Here is a 16,906-nt window from a genome sequence, read left to right as displayed (position 1 = left end):
GGTTTGCCTTACCGCGCTTGGAGCAGCGTCAGTTGAAGCCCATGCGGCGCGACGCCTCGACGCCCGCCTCGACGACCTGCTGGGTGACCTCGCGCAGGCGCTGCTCGGTGAGCCGGTAGGACGGTCCGGACACGCTGATCGCGCCGACCACGACGCCGTCGTAGGAGCGCACGGGGGCGGCGGCCGCGTTCAGGCCGATCTCCAGCTCCTCGAAGGAGAACGCGCAGCCGGTGGCCCTGACCTGGACCAACTGCTCGCGCAGCGACTTCGTCGAGGTCACGGTGTTGTCGGTGAACCGGGCCAGCGGGCGGGCCAGCGCCAGGCGCAGCCGCTCCGGCGGCAGGAACGCGAGCAGGACCTTGCCGCTGGAGGTGGCGTGCAGCGGCGTGCGCCTGCCGACCCAGTTGTGGCTGGTCACGGCGGCGGAGCCGCGGACCTGCGCGACGTTGACCGCGGCGTCGTGGTCGGCGATGGCGACGTTGACCGTCTCGCCGAGCCGCGCGGCGAGCTGCTCGCACACCGGGCGGGTCTCCTGGGACAGGTCGAGCCGGGCCGCGGTCGCCCCGGCGAGCCGGACGATGCCCACGCCGAGCCGGTACTTGCCCCGGTCCCCGGTCTGCTCCACCAGGCCCCGGTGCTCCAGCGCTCCGAGCAGGCGGAACGCGGTCGACTTGTGCACCCCGAGCTCGGCGGCGACGTCGGTCACCCCGGCCTCGCCGTGCTTGGCGAGGATCTCCAGCACGCTGACCGCGCGGTCCACGGACTGCACAGAGTTCGCGCCACTGCGGCCCGTTCCGGATCCGTTGACCATGTGCCCACGGTAGTCACGCGCGGGCGCACTGCTCCAGACGGGTCTCTTGACGCGTCACGGCCCTGGGTCGCACCCTGTTGCGTATTGCACGATAGGTTTCCCCATACGCAACAAGGAGACCCGATGCTGCGCGTCTGCGACCTCTCCCAGCTGCCTCCCGGCGAGTCCATCCGCGTGGACGCGGACGTGCCGATCGCGGTGTTCAACGCCGACGGGGTGATCTACGCGATCGACGACACCTGCTCACACCAGGACGCGTCGTTGTCGGAGGGCTGGTTGGAGGGTTGCTGGGTCGAGTGCCCGTTGCACGCGGCCTCCTTCGACCTGCGCACCGGGCTGCCCACCTGTCTACCGGCGAAGAAGCCCGTGCGAACCCACCAAGTGAGTGTTGTCGATGACGTCATCTGGCTGCACCAGGGTCTCGCCGAGGAAGTCGCTTGAGAACGGTCGCCGTCGTCGGCGCGTCCCTGGCCGGGCTCTCGGCGGCCCGTGAGCTGCGGTCCCAGGGCTTCGACGGCCGACTGGTGATCATCGGCGACGAGCCGCACCGCCCCTACGACCGGCCGCCGCTGTCCAAGGACTTCCTCCTCGGCCGGGCCGAACCCGCCGACCTCGCGCTCACCGACGACGACGAGCTGGCGGAGCTGGACGCGGAGTGGCTGCTCGGCACGACCGCGACCGGCCTGACCCCGGCGGGCCGCGCGGTCCGGCTCGACGACGACCACGAGGTGGTCGCAGACGGCGTGGTCATCGCGACCGGGGCCCGGCCGAGAACCCTTGTGGGGCAAGGGGGGCTCGGCGGCGTCCACACCCTGCGCACCCTCGATGACGCGCTCGCCCTGCGCGCCGACCTTGAGGCGGCCGAACGGGTGGTGGTGGTCGGAGCGGGCTTCATCGGAGCGGAGGTCGCCTCCTCCTGCGCGGCGCGCGGGCTCCACGTGACGGTGCTCGAAGCCGCCCCGAAACCCTTGGCGGCGCTGGGAACCGAGATGGCCGAAGCGTGCGCGGCACTCCACGGCGACCACGGGGTCCGGCTGCTCTGCGGCACGGGAGTGGTGGGCCTCAGCGGAGACCACCGAGTCCGGGAGGTCCTGCTGACCGACGGGAGCAGCGTCTCCGCCGACGTGGTCGTTGTGGGCGTGGGAGTCGTGCCGACAACCGGATGGCTGACGGGCTCAGGACTGTTGGTGGACAACGGGATCGTCTGCGATCCGGGCTGCCGGACATCACTGTCCACTGTGGTCGCTGTTGGCGACGTGGCCAACGTCGGCGGAGTGCGGGTGGAACACTGGACCAGCGCGACCGAGCAGCCGAGGACCGCGGTGCGCAACCTGCTCGCCGGAGAGCTGGTCGAGTCCTGCGCGCACGTGCCGTACTTCTGGTCGGACCAGTACGGCGTGCGCATCCAGTTCGCGGGACGAGTGCGCCCGGATGACAGCGTCGAGATCGTGGAGGGCAGCGTCGCCGACCGGGGATTCCTCGCCGTATGGCGAAGAGACGGCGTGGACGTGGGCGTGCTCGGCTTCAACAGCGCGCGGTCGTTCGGTCGCAGACGACGCGGTCTGACACCGGCGCTCAACCCGCCCTGACCCCCCTGACCCCCCTGCCCGACCCCCACCTCACCACCCCCGCCACCTCGCCACCCACCCCCACCCCGACCTCACCACCCACGCCCACCTCATCGCCGCCCCGGCGCCCACCACACCGCCCCGCGCCCCGCGCCCGCGCCCGCGCCGACCTCACCGCCCCCGGCGCCCAACACACGTGCCCCCCAGTTCGCGTTTTGTAGGCTTAATGCGAAATGGGAGCGCTCTTTCGCGCATCAAGGTGACAAAACGCGAAAACCCGACCACGCCAGCCAGCCAGTGCGGCTAGTGCATCTGCGCGCTGCGCAGGTCGATCCGGCGCAGCACTCGGTCGACCGCCTGGGGATCGGTGCCCGCCTCGGTGCGCGCCTTGAGGACCTCGCGGCGGGCGGCGGCGAGGACCTCGATCTGGATCTCCCGGAAGAGCTGGATGCTCTTGATGCGCAGCGCCTGCTCCTCCTCGTAGTTCTGCGGCTCCTTGTCCGCGTAGAGCGCCGCGAGCAGTCCCTTCTGCCGCGACTGGATCTTGGCGAACATGTCCTCCGGCAGGTCGCGGATCGCGTCGAGCTCCTTGAGCCGCTTGATCCCCGCCTTGTACGCGCGCTTGGCCAGCAGCTCGTCCGCGGCCTGCTCCGCGTCGGACTCCGCCTGCACCCCGAGCACCTTCACCAGCGCGGGCAACGTCAAGCCCGGCAACACCATCGTCACCACGATCACCGCGAAGGCGATCAGCAGCAGCTCCGCGCGGGCGGGGAACTCCGCCCCCGCGTCGGTGGCCAGCGGGATCGCCAGCGCCAGCGCCAGCGTCGCCAGCCCACGCATCCCGCACCACGACAGCACGAGCCCTTCGCGCCAGTTGCGCGGCGCGCGCTCCGGGTCGCCGGAGCGGCCGACGAGCCACGCGCCCATCCCCAGCCACAGCGTGCGCACGACGATCACCACGACGCAGATCAGCGCGGCCCGCCCGCCGATCTCCAGCAGCCGCCCCTCGTTCGCCGTCAGGACCTCGCGCAGCTCCAAGCCGATCAGCCCGAACGCCACACCGGTCACCAGGAGCTCGACGACCTCCCAGAAGGCGCCGCCGCTGAGCCGCCCGTCAACGTCGGACTCGTCCACCGTGTGCCCGATGTAGAGCGCGACGGTGACGACCGCGAGCACTCCGGAGGCGTGCACGCTCTCGGCGAGAAGGTATGCGGCGAAAGGAATCACCAGCGTCAGGCCGCTGCGGGCGGTGGCCTCGGCGGTGCGGGTCAGCACCCACCTCGCCACCCAGCCCAGCGCGAGTCCGAGCACCACCGCCGCCGGGGCGGAGTAGACGAACCGCAGCAGCGCGCCCCACGGCGAATACGAACCGGTCACCGCAGCGGCGACGGCCAGCTGGTAGATCACCAGGGCGACGGCGTCGTTGAACAGCCCTTCGCTCTGCAAGACCGCGACGAGTCGGCGTGGCATCCGCAGCGGCCCCGCTACCGCTTCCGCCGCAACGGGATCGGGCGGTGCGGTCAGGGCTCCGAGTGCCACCGCGGCGGCGATGGTGATGCCCGGGACGAGCAGCCACGCGGTCACCGCGACGGCCGCGACCGTGATCAGCACCAGCACCACCGCGAGCAACAGGATGCTGCGCCAGCGGACCTTGAACATCGACCACGAGGTGCGCTGCGCGGTGGCGTAGAGCAGTGGCGGCAGGAACAGCGGCAGAATCAGCTCCGGCGGGACCACGAGCACCGGCAGGCCCGGGATCAGGGCCACCGCGATGCCCAGCACTGTCACCAGAACCGGGTACGGCAGCCGGATGCGTTCGCCGACGCCGACGAGCAGCACGGTCGCCAGCATCAGCCCGATGATCACAGCCAGTTCCGACACGCGCGCTCCCTCCAGCGGCTGACCTCGGACGTTAACGGCTGGAGCGGCTCTCCGCTCGCGAGTGTCAGGGGTGGCGGGTAGACAGCAGGCATGGCCACGGCGGAGCTGACCCACCACCACCCGGGTCCCCCGCTGTCCGCGCACGTCCGCGACTTCTGCGGCTACCGGGAGCGGACGGCGGGTCCGTTGTCCCGCCGCGAGCTGCCGCACCTGGGCATCACCGTGGTCATCAGCTTCGGTGAGCCGCTGGAGGTCGAGCGCGCCCTCGTCGAGTCCTTCGTCGCCGGGCTGCACGACGTGCCGGTCCTGACCACGCACTTCGGCGTCCAGCACGGCATCGAGGCCCGCCTGACCCCGCTCGGCGGCTACCGGCTGCTCGGCCTGCCGATGAGCGAGCTGGCCGGTGCGGTCGCCCACCTCGGCGACGTGCTCGGCCGGGCCGGGGACGAGCTGGCCGACCGGCTCGCGCACCTGCCGGACTGGCCCTCGCGCTTCGCGCTGCTGGAGCGGTTCCTGCTGCGGCGGCTGGCCGAGGGCCCCGCGCCGCCTCGCGAGCTCGACTGGGCGTGGCGGCGCATCGCGGGCAGCGCGGGCCGGGTGCCGGTGCTGTCGCTGGCCGAGGAGCTCGGCTGGAGCCGGGGCCGCCTGGTCACCCGGTTCCGCGAGCACGTCGGCCTGCCGCCGAAGGTGGTGGCCAGGGTGGCGCGGTTCCAGCACGCGATCGCGCTGCTGGGGCGGGTGTCCCCGGCGGAGCTGGCGCTGCGCTGCGGCTACTGCGACCAGTCCCACTTCAACCGCGAGTTCCGCGCGCTCGCCGGCTGCACGCCGACCGAGTTCCGCGCGCTCGAACCCGTACTCGTCCCCCGAGGAGAGCCGTGAGCCAGTCCGTCTTCCCGAGCCTGCGCTACCGCGACGCGGCCGCGGTCCTCCCGTGGCTGGTCTCCGTGTTCGGCCTGACCGAGCGGGCCGTCTACGCCGACGCGGACGGCGTCGTCCGGCACGCCGAGCTCGGCTGGGACGACGACACCATCATGATCGGTACCGCCGCGTCCGGCGGAGGGTCGTCGTGGCTGTACCTGACGGTCGCCGACCCGGACGGCCACCACTCCCGCGCGGTGGCGGCGGGCGCGGAGGTCGTGCACGGACCCGCCGACAAGGACCACGGCTCCCGGGAGTACACCGCCCGCGACCCCGAGGGCAACCTCTGGACCTTCGGCACCTACGTCCCGGCGTGATCGTCCACTTCGGACGTGAACGCGGAGTCGGTAAGGTGCTCGCCCGTGACAGGCGAAGCGGTTGAGGAGTCCGGAGTCCGTGCCCGTACCCGCCGGGCCATCCTCACCGCGGCGGCGCTGGTCTTCGCCAGAGACCGCGGAGCCTCCCTGTCCACGGTGGCGCGGGAGGCCGGGGTCGGGCGCACCACGCTGCACCGCTACTTCCCCGACCGCGCCGCACTGGTGCGCGAGCTGGCCTACGAGGTGGTGCGCGAGACCACCGAGGTGCTGGCCCGCGCCGACCTGGAGTGCGTGCCGGTCTGGGAAGCCATCGAGCGGGTGATCTACGAGTTCGTCGCGATGGGCGAGCGCTACTACTTCCTGCTGCAGGAGCACGACCTGGACAGCGACACCAAGCTGGCCAGCAGTGACAGCGCCGCGCTCGCCCCGTTCCTGGAGCTGCTCCGGCGCGGGCAGGCCAGTGGCGAGCTGCGCGCCGACCTACCGGCGGAGTGGCTGCTCCAGGTGACGGACTCGCTGGTCAACGAGGCGTGGCTGGCGACGATGGACGGCACGCTGGCCCGGACGGACACGGTGCGCGCGGTCATGGCGACGCTGCGCGGCGGCATCGCCGCCCCGAGCGACCACTAGGGGATGACGTGGCCGGATTTCAGGGCTGAGACCTGATCCGCGCGGGCGCCCGCGCGGGCAGTCTTGTGTCATCAGCCAGCCGCCGTGACCGGCGGAGATGAGAGGACACAACGTGGCCATCACCGGGTTCTTCAGTGCCATCCTGGTCGGCGCGATCATCGGTGCGCTCGGCCGTCTGATCGTGCCGGGCGAGCAGAAGGTCTCGGCGCTGACCACCGTCGTCGTCGGTATCGTCGCCGCTCTGCTCGGCACCGCGCTCGTGACCGTCTTCGGCTGGTTCTTCTTCAGCCTGCCGTGGCTGGTCGAGGTCGCGGTCCAGGTCATCATCGCCGCGGTCGGCGTGATCGCGATCGCGGGCTCCAGGAGCAGGCAGGCCGTCTGAGACCACCATCGCGAAGGGCCCCCGGGGATCACCCCGGGGGCCCTTCGCGTGCTGCCGGGCGCTAGCCGCCGACGATGACCGAGGACGGCACGTCGACGTCGCGCTTGAGCGCGTCGAAGAGCTGGGCCGCCTTCGTCTTGTCCCACTGGACGGTGGAACCGACGCCGGAGATGTTGCCGGTGCGGCCGATCGGCACGGTCGTGGTGACCACGGCGCCGCTGCCCGCCCCGCGCATGCCCCACGCCAGCCCGGCCAGGTGGTGCAGGTGGTCGTCGTTGTTCACGATCATCGCCGCCGGAACGTCGCTGAGCAGCGGGAAAACCCGGAACGGGTTGAGAATCGTGCCCCAGCTGGTGGCCTTGTCCATCACCGCCGACATGAACGCGCGCTGCCGCTCGATCCGGTCGAGGTCGGCGCGGGCGCTGGCCCTGGTGCGGACGTAGCCCAGCGCCTGCGCGCCGTCGAGCTCCTGGCAGCCCGGCTGGAGGTCCAGCCCGGCCTTCGGGTCGTGCATCGCCTTGTCGATGCACATGTCCACGCCGCCGAGGGAGTCCACGATGCCGACGAACCCGCCGAAGCCGATCTCGGCGTAGTGGTCGATGCGCAGCCCGGTCTCCTGCTCGACGGTCCGCACCAGCAGCTGCGGGCCACCCATGGCGAAGGCCGCGTTGAGCTTCTGCTTGCGCTTGCCGGGGATCTGCACGTAGGAGTCGCGGGGCAGGCTGACCAGTGTCGGCTTGGCGCTGCTGGACGGCAGGTGCAGCAGCATCATTGTGTCGGTGCGCTTGCCCGCGGCGCCACCGGTGGCCAGCTCCTCCCTGTCCTCCTCGGACAGTCCCTCACGGCTGTCCGACCCGACGATCAGCCATGTGGTCCCCGGCGTCTCGGCGGGCCTGCCGGAGTACTCCGGCAGCGCGTCCGTGCGGTTGAGCGAGGAGTCCACGTAGATCCACGTGCCCACGAAAGCCACCGCGAGCACCAGCAGCACGACCAGCACGATTCTGCCGATCCGCACCTTGCGGCGTGGCCTCCGCGCGGGAGCCCGCCGCCTGTCGTCATAGGCGTAGCCTGACCGACCGTAGGGAGCGTTCATGTCGCGTCCATTCGCACGCGGCCAACGATACGCAGATCGGGCTCGCGACCGCCGGGCTCGCGGAAACGGACGCGCCGCGTTCGACCTTCCGGGGCACAACCGCCAAGATGTCGGGATGGCGCTGAGCCGGTTCACCCGAGCAGGCCGGACACGGTCCGGCCGCGAAGCCGTGCCACCCACCGCCGACGCCGAGCTCGTCACCACGCTCTACGAGCGTTTCGGCGGGCCGTTGCTCGGTCACGCGCTGAAGCTGACCGGCGGCGACCGGCACTGGGCCGAGGACGTGGTGCAGGAGACGCTGTTGCGCGCGTGGCGGCACGCGGAGCGGCTGGAACGCGACCCGGACCTGTTGCGCGCGTGGCTGTTCACCGTCGCCAGGCGGATCGTCATCGACGCGCGGCGGAGCAGAGGCGCGCGCCCGCAGGAGGTCGACGCCGCGCCACTGGAGCGGGTCCCGGTACCCGACCGGACCGAGGCGTCGCTGGCCGCGATGGTGGTATCCGAGGCCATGGCGGCGCTGAGCCAGGAGCACCGGGACGTGCTCGTGCACACCCACCTGCACGGCCGCAGCGTCACCGAGGCGGCGGAACTACTGGGGATTCCGGCGGGAACGGTGAAGTCGCGTGTGTACTACGCGATGCGCGCGCTGCGCCGGGCCCTCGACGACCGAGGAGTCACCCGATGAGGCCGTCGTTGGAACACACCGACCTGGGCGCCTACGTGGTGGGTGCGCTCTCCGACGAGGAGACCGAGGCGTTCGAGGCGCACCTGATGGAGTGCGCGCAGTGCCAGCGGGAGCTGAAGGCCTTCGCCCCGCTGCCGGATCTGCTCGACCAGGTCGACGAGCGCCCGCGACCGCGGCTCGACGACGACGTGGTGCTGACCGGCCTGCTGGAGCGGGTGGCGGCCGACCGGCGCAGGCGCAGGCGCACCTGGGTGGTCGCCGCGGCGGCGGCGCTGGTGCTGATCATCGCCGGACCGCTGCTGGTGCTGGGCTCGTTGCCGTCGGACCCGTGGCCGGACCGGTCAACGACGCTGACGGCGACCAAGGGCGAGGTCTGGGCGAAGCTCGCGGTCGACGGCAAGCCGTGGGGCACCGAGGTGCGGCTGGAGCTGGGCGGCATCACCGGCCCGCTCAGCTGCGAGCTGCGCGCGGTGACCAGGACCGGTGTCACCCGGCCGCTGATGGACTGGGCGGTGCCGCAGTACGGCTACGGTGTGCCGAGCCAGCCGAAGCCTTTGGTCGCCAGCGGGATGACGGCGCTGCGGCGCGAGGAGATCGCGCGCTTCGAGGTGCGCACGTCCGACGGCAGGGACCTGGTCATACTGGAGCCATGAGTGCGATCGTGGAGTTCTACTGGCGTCCCGGCTGCGGTTTCTGCTCGGCGCTGCGCGCGGGCCTGTCCCGGACCGACCTGACCGTTCGCGAGGTCAACATCTGGGAGGACCCGGACGCGGCGGCCAGGGTGCGCGCGGTGGCCAACGGCAACGAGGTCGTTCCCACGGTCTTCGTCGGCGAAAAGTCGCTGGTCAACCCGTCCGTGGCCGAGGTGGTCGCCGCAGCGGCCGCCTGACCGGTCCCGTCCGGACGGCCCCGCCGCAAATCTGACGGATTTGTGACGGCGGGGCCTTCGGGGGCGACGGAGGGCCGCCGAGGTCCTAGCGTCGGCGGAGTGCGAGTACTCGTGACCGGCGGTGCCGGGTTCGTCGGATCCCACATCGCCGACGCCCTTGCGGCGCAAGGACATGAACCAGTGCTGCTGGACGCCTTCCTGCCAGCGGCCCACGCCGGCGCGACGGTCCCCTCGTGGTGCGAGCCGTATCCCTTGGTGCGGGCCGACATCAGGGACTCCGCCAAGCTCACCGAGGTTCTGTCCACAGTGGAAGCGGTGTGCCACCAGGCGGCGATGGTCGGTCACGGCGTCGATCCCACGGACGCCCCGGACTACGCGCTGCACAACGACTACGGCACGGCGGTCCTGCTCGCGACGATGCACCGGGTCGGCGTGAAGCGGCTCGTCCTGGCCTCGTCGATGGTGGTGTACGGCGAAGGCCGCTACCGCTGCGCGGAACACGGCGTGGTGCGCCCGGCCCAACGCCGCTGGGAGGACATCGAAGCGGGCCGTTTCGAACCGCCCTGCCCGAGCTGCGCCGAGCCGCTGGCCTCGGAGCTGATCTCCGAAGACGCGCCGTTGGAGCCACGAAGCACTTACGCCGCAACGAAACTGGCCCAGGAACACCTGGCGGCGGCATGGGCGCGTCAGACCGGCGGCGGCGTGTGGGCGCTGCGCTACCACAACGTCTACGGCCCCCGGATGCCCCGCGACACCCCCTACGCCGGAGTGGCGTCGATGTTCCGCTCCTCGCTCGCCCGTGGTGAGGCGCCCCGGCTGATGGAGGACGGCGCCCAGCGAAGGGACTTCGTGCACGTCACGGATGTGGCTCTGGCCAACGTGCTGGCGCTGGAGACCGAACCGCCCACGGGCGCGCTCGAAGCGGTCAACGTGTGCTCCGGCGACCCGCGCACGGTCGGCGAGCTGGCGGTGGAGCTGGCGGTGGCCCACGGCGGCCCGATGCCGGAGGTGGTCGGTGGAGCCCGGCCCGGCGACGTCCGCCACATCGTGGCCGACCCGGCCAAGGCCGCTCACCTCCTGGGCTTCAAGGCCCGCACCACCTTCACCTCCGGCGTCCACGCGTTCGCCACCGACCCCCTCCGCACCTGACCTGGTGGGCCCACTCATCCATCGGCCCCACTCTCATCGGCCCACTTCTCATCCGTCGGCCCCCACCCCCATCGGCCCCACTTCTCATTCGTCGGCCCCACCCTCATCGGTCCCACTTCTCATCGGTCCCACGAGGTGACTGGAAAGGTCGCGTTTTGTAGGCATAATGCGAAAAATAGCGCCCCAAATTCACAATAAGCCTACAAAACGCGAAAAACAGCGGGGGTGGGACGGAGGGCGGCGGGGGCTAGGGGGCTAGAGGGCCAGGGGGAGGCGGAGCTCGAAGCGGCAGCCGGGGCCGTGGTTGCGGGCCTCGATGCTGCCCTTGTGCGCCTCGACCAGGCCGCGGGCGATCGCCAGGCCCAGGCCCGCCCCCGCGGGCTGGTGGCCGTGGTCCGGGGTGCGGGCCGGGGTGCCGCGGAAGGCCACCTCGAACACGCGGTCCAGCTCCTCCGCCGGGATGCCGCCGCAGCCGTCGTCCACCGCCAGCCACGCCTCCCGGTCGTCGTGGCCCGCGCGCACCACCACCGATCCCGAGGCCGGGGTGTGCCGGATCGCGTTGGACAGCAGGTTCCGCAGGACTCGCGACAGTTCCGGGGTGCTGCCCTGCACCACCGGCCAGGCACCCGGCTCCGCCGCGAGGTTGACGCCCTTGCGGTCGGCCGCCGGGTGCGAGGCGCTGACCGCCTCCTCGATCACCTCGCGCAGCGCCACCGGGGCCATCGTCAGCTTCAGCGCCCCCGCGGTGATCTTGGACAGCTCGAAGAGGTCCTCCACCATCGCGTTGAGCCGCACCGCCTCCGTGCCGATCCGGCCGCCGTAGTCGCGCACCTCGACCGGGTCCGCGACCACTCCGTCGGAGAGTGCCTCGGCCATCGCGCTGATTCCGGCGAGCGGGGTGCGCAGGTCGTGGCTGATCCAGGCGACGAGCTCGCGGCGGGACGCCTCGGCCGCGCGTTCCCTGGCGCGGGCCTCGCGTTCCCACACCGTCCGCTTGGCGATGCCCCTGCCGAGCAGGACCGCCATCGGCACCGTGACCGCCGCGACGAGCAGGCAGACCAGCAGCGTGATCGTCAGGGTCGGGGTGAACATGAAGCCGCTGATGCCCACCGCGCCCGCGAAGGTCGCTCCGAGCGGGATCAGGATCAGCACGGTCATCGAGGTGGTCAGCGAGCGGTCGCGCAACGCGTGCAGCAGCCAGCCGCCGAGCAGGAACACCGGCAGCGACAGCCCCACCGCGTAGGGGGCGATGTGCGCCAGGTGGGCCAGGATCTCGTCCACAGGTCACCAGTTCGTCAGCAGGAGGTGGTTCACCGCGAGCGCGGTCACCGCTTGCGCGGCGAGCCAGCCCCGGTGGTCCCGGTTCGGCAGCAGGGCCACCGCGGGCAGCAGCCAGACCGCGAACGGTAGCCAGATCCGCTCGACCTCGGCCTTGCTCAGCCCCGAAAGGGTGGCGGCCAGCACCGCGAGGACGGCGGCTCCGACGATGAACAGCAGCAGCCGGTCCCGCGAACCGAACAACCTCTGCAGCCCCGGAGCCACCGCCGGACCGGTCGCCAGCAGCAGGCACGCCAGGTTGGCCCACACCCAGTATCCATAGGGCCGGTAGAGCCCGATTCCTTGGTAGTACCGGTCGATCACCAGGTGGTAACCGTCCAGCCACCAGAATCCGGCCAGTGTGAACGCCGAGGCGACCACGAGTGCTCCGAGCACCGTGTAGCCGACCGCGCGCCACCTGCCGCTCATCAGGGCGACCACCAACGCCAACGGCCCCAGCAACACCAGGCCGTAGGACAGGTAGATGCCGAAGCCGAGCAGCGCTCCCCCTGCCAGCCAGGTGCTTCTGCGACCGAGCGCCACCAGCGCGACTCCCGTCGCCGTGACTCCGGCGAAGAGCCCGTCGGCCGACGCTCCGACCCACACCGCGCCGGGGAACAGCACGAGGAACGGGAGCGCCGCGCGGGCGGCGTCCGGCGCTCCGAGAGAACTCAGGGTGACCGGGACCGCGACCACGACGGCCGACCCGACGACGACGCAGGCGATGGCCGCCCACGCGCCGCCGCCGAGACCGATGCGGTCCAGCCACACGAAGACCAGGGTCGCGCCGGGTGGGTGGCCCGACACGTGGGTCGTCCACGAGTCCGGTTGGTAGTCGAGGATCCGGGCGGTGAAGCCGCGCAGCATCGCCGGGATGTCCACGATGCCGGGGACCTCGTGCAGGTACTCGTCGCGGCTGGCGAGCTTGTCCGCGAAGCCTGTCCGCCATCCGTCGACCATGGCCAGTGCGAAGGTCCACGCGAGGGCGGTCAGGTAGCCGGACACCAAGGCGTGTCGCCACGTCAAGCGTTTGACGAGATCAGGGCCCCAGGCGCACACCGCGATCGCGATCACCACCGCGAAGGGGGTTCCAGGGCCGATGTGCGGGGCCCACTCGCCGAAGACCGGGGCGGCACGGGCAAAGATCGGCGCGCCGACGGAGTTGAGGTGGTAGCCGACCGCGACCGCGGCGGCGAGCAGGACAGCTGCGACGCCCACGGCGACGAGGTCGGCGCGACGCGTGGTCATAGGAGGCACAGTAGGGCCGCTGCACCGCGACGAAGCTCACTGAGGCTGTTCCGTCAGACTTCCGTAATACCTGGTCGGACGTCATGATTTGGTAAGCACTGCAAGGCTTCCTGACCGTCCACGGTGGACCTAGCGTCCGACGCGTGGATGAGATCGACGTGGTGTTCCCGTGCCTGGACGAAGCGGCCGCGCTGCCGGATGTGCTCGCCGCGCTGCCGCCCGGCTACCGCGCGGTTGTGGTGGACAACGGTTCGAGCGACGGCTCCCCGGAGGTCGCTCGGGCGCACGGCGCGACGGTCGTGCATGAACCGAGCCCCGGTTACGGCGCCGCCGTGCACACCGGCCTGCTCGCGAGCCGTTCGCAGCTGGTGTGCGTGCTCGACGCGGACGGCTCCCTCGACCCGGGTGAGCTGCCCAGGCTCGTCGAAGCCGTCGCCTGCGGGCGGGTCGATCTCGCGGTTGGCCGCCGCGTCCCCGCTGAGCGCGGCGCGTGGCCGTGGCACGCCCGTGCGGGCAACGCCGTGCTGGCCGGCCTGCTGCGACGCCGTGGGCTGCCGGTGCGCGATATCGGGCCGATCCGCGTCGCCTACCGGGAAGCGTTGCTGGAGCTCAACATCACCGACCGGCGGTTCGGCTACCCGCTGGAGCTGCTGTTGCGGGCAGGCGCCGCCAACTGGCGAGTGCAGGAGTTCGACGTCGCTTACAAGCCACGCGCGGCGGGAACGCGCTCGAAGGTCTCCGGTTCCGTGCGCGGCACGCTGCGCGCGGTGCACGACATGGCCGGGGTGCTGCGATGAACGGCGCGCTACTTGTGGTTGCCAAGGCCCCCGTACCGGGCTTGGCGAAGACACGACTGTGCCCGCCCGCGACACCGCACCAGGCGGCTGAGATCGCTGCTGCGGCACTGCTGGACACCTTGGACGCCGTCCTCCGCACTCCGGGCACGACGCCGTATGTCGCGTTCACCGGCTCGTTGGCGCAAGCCCGGCGCAGCAACGAAATAGCCGCTCTGCTCGCTCAGTGCCAGGTCTTCGAGCAGCGAGGTGAGTCCTTCGCGGACCGGCTCGCGGCCGCGCACGCCGAAGTCGCACGGCGCAGCCCCGGACTGCCCGTCGTGCAGATCGGCATGGACACGCCGCAGGTGAGCCCTCTGCTGTTGAGGTCGGCGTTCGCCGCGATTCGGGACGCGGCGGTCGGCCGTGCGCCCGACGGTGGTTGGTGGGCGTTGGGACTGCGCGACCCCAACCACGCGGAGGTGCTGCGGTCGGTGCCGATGTCACAGGACGATACAGGTGATCTCACCGTGAAAGCACTGTCGGACAAGGGACTTGACGTGTCAGAACTCCCCATGCTGTCCGATGTGGACACGATGGTGGACGCGTTCGCGGTCGCCGACGCCGTACCGGCCGGCCGCTTCGCCCAAGCCGTGGAGGCGTTGCGATGACCGTGTTCGACGCTGCTCTGCTCGGCACTCCGAGCTGGCTGGACACCGCGGGCGGAGAACGCAGGGAGCTGCATCCGGACCGCTGGATCGCCGAAGCCGACGCCGCCGACGAGGTGATGCTCGGCGCGTGCCGGGGTCCCAGCCTGGACATCGGCTGCGGTCCCGGCAGGCTCACGGTGGCGCTGGCCGCGCGCGGCGTTCCCGCACTGGGCGTGGACATCTCAGCCGTGGCTGTGCGGTTGACCACCCAGCGGGGCGGGTTGGCGCTGCGCCGAGACGTGTTCGACCCGCTGCCGGGCGAAGGGCGCTGGCAGCACGTGTTGCTGGCCGACGGCAACCTCGGCATCGGGGGCAATCCCGTGGCGCTGCTGTCCCGCGTGGCGGAGCTGCTCGCCGCGAGCGGGCGCGCGGTGGTCGAGGTCGACCCACCCGGTGGCGGCGTGCGCAGGGATCGCGCGCGGATGGCCGGCGGGCCGTGGTTCGACTGGGCCTGGGTGGGCGCGGAGTCGATCGGCATGGTCGCCGCCGTCGCGGGCCTGCGCACGCTACGGGTCAATGAACACTCCGGCCGCTGGTTCGCGGAAGTGGAAAAGCCATGAATCTCAAGCGGCTCCTGCGGCGCCTGCCCGAACCACCGTCCGAATCGGACTTTCGTTCACCGGTGCACGACGAGCGGGTCGCGGCGCGGATCGGGCTGTGGCTGGGTGTCGCGTTTGGACTGTGCTTCGCCACGGGCCTGCTCAGCCACGGCATCCAGAACCCGCCGGGCTGGTTCACCTGGCCGACGCGGCCGGTCAGTCTGTACCGGATCACACAGGGCGTGCACGTGGTCTCCGGTATCGCGTCGATCCCGCTGCTGCTGGCGAAGCTGTGGAGCGTCTACCCCAAGCTGTTCAGCAGACCGGCCATCCGCTCGCTGCCGCACGCGCTGGAACGCGGCTCGATCCTGGTTCTCGTCGCGGCGGCGTTCTTCGAGCTCGCCACCGGCTTGTTCAACGTCGCGCAGAACTACCCGTGGTCGTTCTTCTTCCCGACAGCCCATTACGCGGCGGCCTGGATCGCGGTCGGCGCGCTGCTGGTGCACATCGCGGTGAAGCTGCCGGTGATCCGCACGGCGCTGCGACGGCCGGTCCGCGAGCCCGAGGAGGCGTCCAAGCGCACGTCCGCCCTGTCCCGACGCGGGTTCCTGCTCGGCACCGGAGCCGCGACCGGTGCCGCCGTCCTGGCGACAGCGGGCTCGACGGTGCCCTGGCTGCGGGACATGTCGGTCCTGGCGTGGCGTTCCGGCAAGGGGCCGCAGGGGGTCCCGGTCAACCGGACGGCCACCGCGGCCGGGGTGGCGCGAGTCAATCCACAGTGGACGCTTGAGGTGGTCGGTCCGAGGACCGCGCGGTTCACGCTGGCGCAGCTCCAGGCCATGCCGCAGGTCGAGGCCGAGCTGCCGATCGCGTGCGTCGAGGGCTGGAGCGCGTCCGCCCACTGGACCGGCGTCCGCGTCGCTGACCTGCTGAAAGCAGCGGGAGCCGAACCAATGTCCACAGTGGTCGTCGAGTCACTGGAGCGCGCGGGCAAGTACCGCTCCAGTGTGCTGCCGCCCATCCACGCTGCCGACCCGCTCACGCTGCTGGCCTTGAGGCTCAACGGCGAGGAGCTGGACATCGACCACGGCTACCCGTGCCGCCTGATCGCGCCGAGCAGGCCCGGTGTGTTGCAGACGAAGTGGGTCTCCAGGCTGGAGGTCATGCCATGACGCGTTGGGTGCTGGGCGGAGCAGGGGTCGCGCTCGGCCTGTGGGGAGCCGTGCTGGCGTTGCCGTTGCTCACCGGCCCGGAGATGTGGTCGTTCGGCGCTTGGCTGCTCGGTGGGCCGGTCCTGCACGACGTCCTGGTGGCTCCGCTGGTCGGTGGTATCGGTCTGCTGCTGTACCAGTCGTGTTCGCCGCGCTGGGCGAGCCTGCTCGCGGGTGGCCTGGTCACCACGGGAGTGCTCGGTCTGATCGCGGTTCCGCTGTTGTGGGCCCCGAACGCTCCGGCCAATCCGGGGCTGCACGACCGGGACTACGGCTCGGGACTGCTCGTCGCACTCGGCGTCGTGTGGCTCGTCGTGCTCGTAGCGGGCGTGTGGCCGCGCGGGAAGAACTCCGGCGCCCGTCATCAGCGCCCGTCCTGCAAGTCGTCCCGAAATGACGCGTCAACCCCGCGCCACGCTGTGCACGCGTGAGCCGGCAGGCGCGGTCAGGGTTTTCGCGTTTTGTAGGCTTATTGCGCAAGAGAGCGCTCCCAATTCGCATTAAGCCTACAAAACGCGAAATTGAGTGACACGCGGGTGGGGGCGCCGGATGGGGGCGGCGGGTGCGGCGCCGGGTGGGGGCGCCAGTCGGGTGCGGAGGCGGATGGGGACGCCGGATGGGGACGCCAGTCGGGTGCGGCGCCGGGTGCGGGCGACGGATGGGGACGCCAGTCGGGTGCGGCGCCAGTCGGGTGCGGGCGCCGGATGGGGGCGCCAGTCGGGTGCGGGCGACGGATGGGGGCGCCGGATGGGGACGCCAGTCGGGTGCGGCGCCAGTCGGGTGCG

20 protein-coding genes are annotated in these 16,906 nt (G+C 71.5%); 15 read left to right on the top strand and 5 right to left on the bottom strand.

The genetic code is table 11. The features are described 5' to 3' along the window. Nucleotides 1-28: 28 nt before the first annotated feature. Entirely contained in the window at nucleotides 29-811 is a 783-nt protein-coding gene (locus ACFFQA_RS02135; RefSeq protein ID WP_377849804.1) for an IclR family transcriptional regulator, read from the bottom strand. A gap of 123 nt (nucleotides 812-934) precedes the next feature. On the opposite strand from ACFFQA_RS02135, the gene ACFFQA_RS02130 reads away from it, so the two are divergent. Both ACFFQA_RS02130 and ACFFQA_RS02125 read left to right on the top strand, forming a co-directional pair. Then, entirely contained in the window at nucleotides 935-1,252 is a 318-nt protein-coding gene (locus ACFFQA_RS02130; protein WP_377849803.1) for a bifunctional 3-phenylpropionate/cinnamic acid dioxygenase ferredoxin subunit, read from the top strand. Further along, nucleotides 1,249-2,400 (top strand): NAD(P)/FAD-dependent oxidoreductase, encoded by a 1,152-nt coding sequence (locus tag ACFFQA_RS02125; RefSeq protein WP_377849802.1) that lies wholly within the window; start codon nucleotides 1,249-1,251, stop codon nucleotides 2,398-2,400. Before ACFFQA_RS02130 ends, ACFFQA_RS02125 begins: the two co-directional genes overlap by 4 nt. Nucleotides 2,401-2,682: 282 nt before the next feature. Here ACFFQA_RS02125 and ACFFQA_RS02120 read toward each other — a convergent pair whose 3' ends face one another. Further along, nucleotides 2,683-4,260, bottom strand: a complete 1,578-nt coding sequence (locus ACFFQA_RS02120) for a Na+/H+ antiporter (protein WP_377849801.1) — start codon at nucleotides 4,258-4,260, stop codon at nucleotides 2,683-2,685. A 90-nt stretch (nucleotides 4,261-4,350) separates the two neighbouring features. Here ACFFQA_RS02120 and ACFFQA_RS02115 point away from each other — a divergent pair, with 90 nt between their 5' ends. The 4 genes from ACFFQA_RS02115 (at nucleotide 4,351) to ACFFQA_RS02100 (ending at nucleotide 6,507) form a co-directional block, all read left to right on the top strand. After that, nucleotides 4,351-5,139 (top strand): AraC family transcriptional regulator, encoded by a 789-nt coding sequence (locus tag ACFFQA_RS02115; RefSeq protein ID WP_377849800.1) that lies wholly within the window; start codon nucleotides 4,351-4,353, stop codon nucleotides 5,137-5,139. After that, complete coding sequence (locus tag ACFFQA_RS02110; protein ID WP_377849799.1) at nucleotides 5,136-5,495, top strand: VOC family protein; 360 nt, start codon at nucleotides 5,136-5,138, stop codon at nucleotides 5,493-5,495. Before ACFFQA_RS02115 ends, ACFFQA_RS02110 begins: the two co-directional genes overlap by 4 nt. A gap of 45 nt (nucleotides 5,496-5,540) precedes the next feature. Beyond that, nucleotides 5,541-6,125, top strand: coding sequence for a TetR/AcrR family transcriptional regulator (locus ACFFQA_RS02105; protein WP_377849798.1), 585 nt, complete (start codon nucleotides 5,541-5,543; stop codon nucleotides 6,123-6,125). Nucleotides 6,126-6,237: 112 nt separating this feature from the next. Beyond that, entirely contained in the window at nucleotides 6,238-6,507 is a 270-nt protein-coding gene (locus ACFFQA_RS02100) for a GlsB/YeaQ/YmgE family stress response membrane protein (RefSeq protein WP_377849796.1), read from the top strand. A 61-nt stretch (nucleotides 6,508-6,568) separates the two neighbouring features. On the opposite strand, the gene ACFFQA_RS02095 is transcribed toward ACFFQA_RS02100, so the two are convergent. Continuing rightward, nucleotides 6,569-7,600, bottom strand: a complete 1,032-nt coding sequence (locus tag ACFFQA_RS02095; protein ID WP_377849795.1) for an LCP family protein — start codon at nucleotides 7,598-7,600, stop codon at nucleotides 6,569-6,571. Nucleotides 7,601-7,721: 121 nt separating this feature from the next. On the opposite strand from ACFFQA_RS02095, the gene ACFFQA_RS02090 reads away from it, so the two are divergent. From ACFFQA_RS02090 to ACFFQA_RS02075, 4 genes are all read left to right on the top strand, one after another. Next, nucleotides 7,722-8,285 (top strand): sigma-70 family RNA polymerase sigma factor, encoded by a 564-nt coding sequence (locus ACFFQA_RS02090; protein ID WP_377850203.1) that lies wholly within the window; start codon nucleotides 7,722-7,724, stop codon nucleotides 8,283-8,285. Then, nucleotides 8,282-8,938 carry an anti-sigma factor family protein gene (locus ACFFQA_RS02085; RefSeq protein ID WP_377849794.1) on the top strand — a complete coding sequence of 219 codons (657 nt, stop codon included), beginning with the start codon at nucleotides 8,282-8,284 and terminating at the stop codon, nucleotides 8,936-8,938. The genes ACFFQA_RS02090 and ACFFQA_RS02085 overlap by 4 nt, the downstream gene beginning before the upstream one ends. Further along, on the top strand, nucleotides 8,935-9,174 hold the full coding sequence (locus tag ACFFQA_RS02080) for a glutaredoxin family protein (RefSeq protein WP_377849793.1): 240 nt from the start codon (nucleotides 8,935-8,937) through the stop codon (nucleotides 9,172-9,174). Before ACFFQA_RS02085 ends, ACFFQA_RS02080 begins: the two co-directional genes overlap by 4 nt. A gap of 99 nt (nucleotides 9,175-9,273) precedes the next feature. Further along, nucleotides 9,274-10,323, top strand: a complete 1,050-nt coding sequence (locus ACFFQA_RS02075) for an NAD-dependent epimerase/dehydratase family protein (protein ID WP_377849792.1) — start codon at nucleotides 9,274-9,276, stop codon at nucleotides 10,321-10,323. 255 nt (nucleotides 10,324-10,578) lie between these two features. Here ACFFQA_RS02075 and ACFFQA_RS02070 read toward each other — a convergent pair whose 3' ends face one another. Beyond that, entirely contained in the window at nucleotides 10,579-11,604 is a 1,026-nt protein-coding gene (locus ACFFQA_RS02070) for a sensor histidine kinase (RefSeq protein WP_377849791.1), read from the bottom strand. Nucleotides 11,605-11,607: 3 nt separating this feature from the next. Beyond that, nucleotides 11,608-12,888 carry a hypothetical protein gene (locus tag ACFFQA_RS02065; protein ID WP_377849790.1) on the bottom strand — a complete coding sequence of 427 codons (1,281 nt, stop codon included), beginning with the start codon at nucleotides 12,886-12,888 and terminating at the stop codon, nucleotides 11,608-11,610. A gap of 152 nt (nucleotides 12,889-13,040) precedes the next feature. On the opposite strand from ACFFQA_RS02065, the gene ACFFQA_RS02060 reads away from it, so the two are divergent. The 5 genes from ACFFQA_RS02060 to ACFFQA_RS02040 are packed head-to-tail and all read left to right on the top strand — an operon-like array spanning nucleotide 13,041 to nucleotide 16,552. Beyond that, the gene (locus ACFFQA_RS02060) at nucleotides 13,041-13,685 is read left to right on the top strand and encodes a glycosyltransferase family 2 protein (RefSeq protein WP_377850202.1); all 645 of its coding nucleotides are present in this window, start codon (nucleotides 13,041-13,043) and stop codon (nucleotides 13,683-13,685) included. Continuing rightward, nucleotides 13,682-14,332: a TIGR04282 family arsenosugar biosynthesis glycosyltransferase gene (locus ACFFQA_RS02055; protein WP_377849789.1), complete on the top strand. Its 651-nt coding sequence runs from the start codon at nucleotides 13,682-13,684 to the stop codon at nucleotides 14,330-14,332. Before ACFFQA_RS02060 ends, ACFFQA_RS02055 begins: the two co-directional genes overlap by 4 nt. Then, the gene (locus ACFFQA_RS02050; RefSeq protein ID WP_377849788.1) at nucleotides 14,329-14,931 is read left to right on the top strand and encodes a class I SAM-dependent methyltransferase; all 603 of its coding nucleotides are present in this window, start codon (nucleotides 14,329-14,331) and stop codon (nucleotides 14,929-14,931) included. The genes ACFFQA_RS02055 and ACFFQA_RS02050 overlap by 4 nt, the downstream gene beginning before the upstream one ends. Then, the gene (locus ACFFQA_RS02045) at nucleotides 14,928-16,082 is read left to right on the top strand and encodes a molybdopterin-dependent oxidoreductase (RefSeq protein ID WP_377849787.1); all 1,155 of its coding nucleotides are present in this window, start codon (nucleotides 14,928-14,930) and stop codon (nucleotides 16,080-16,082) included. Before ACFFQA_RS02050 ends, ACFFQA_RS02045 begins: the two co-directional genes overlap by 4 nt. Beyond that, a complete protein-coding gene (locus ACFFQA_RS02040; protein WP_377849786.1) occupies nucleotides 16,079-16,552 on the top strand; it encodes a hypothetical protein in 474 nt (157 codons plus the stop codon). Before ACFFQA_RS02045 ends, ACFFQA_RS02040 begins: the two co-directional genes overlap by 4 nt. Nucleotides 16,553-16,906 lie beyond the last annotated feature (354 nt).

The organism is Allokutzneria oryzae, from assembly GCF_042429765.1.
GTDB classification, from domain to species: Bacteria; Actinomycetota; Actinomycetes; order Mycobacteriales; family Pseudonocardiaceae; genus Allokutzneria; species Allokutzneria oryzae.
Note: the sequence above shows the minus strand (reverse complement) of the source record. Positions and strands in the feature narration are given on the sequence as shown.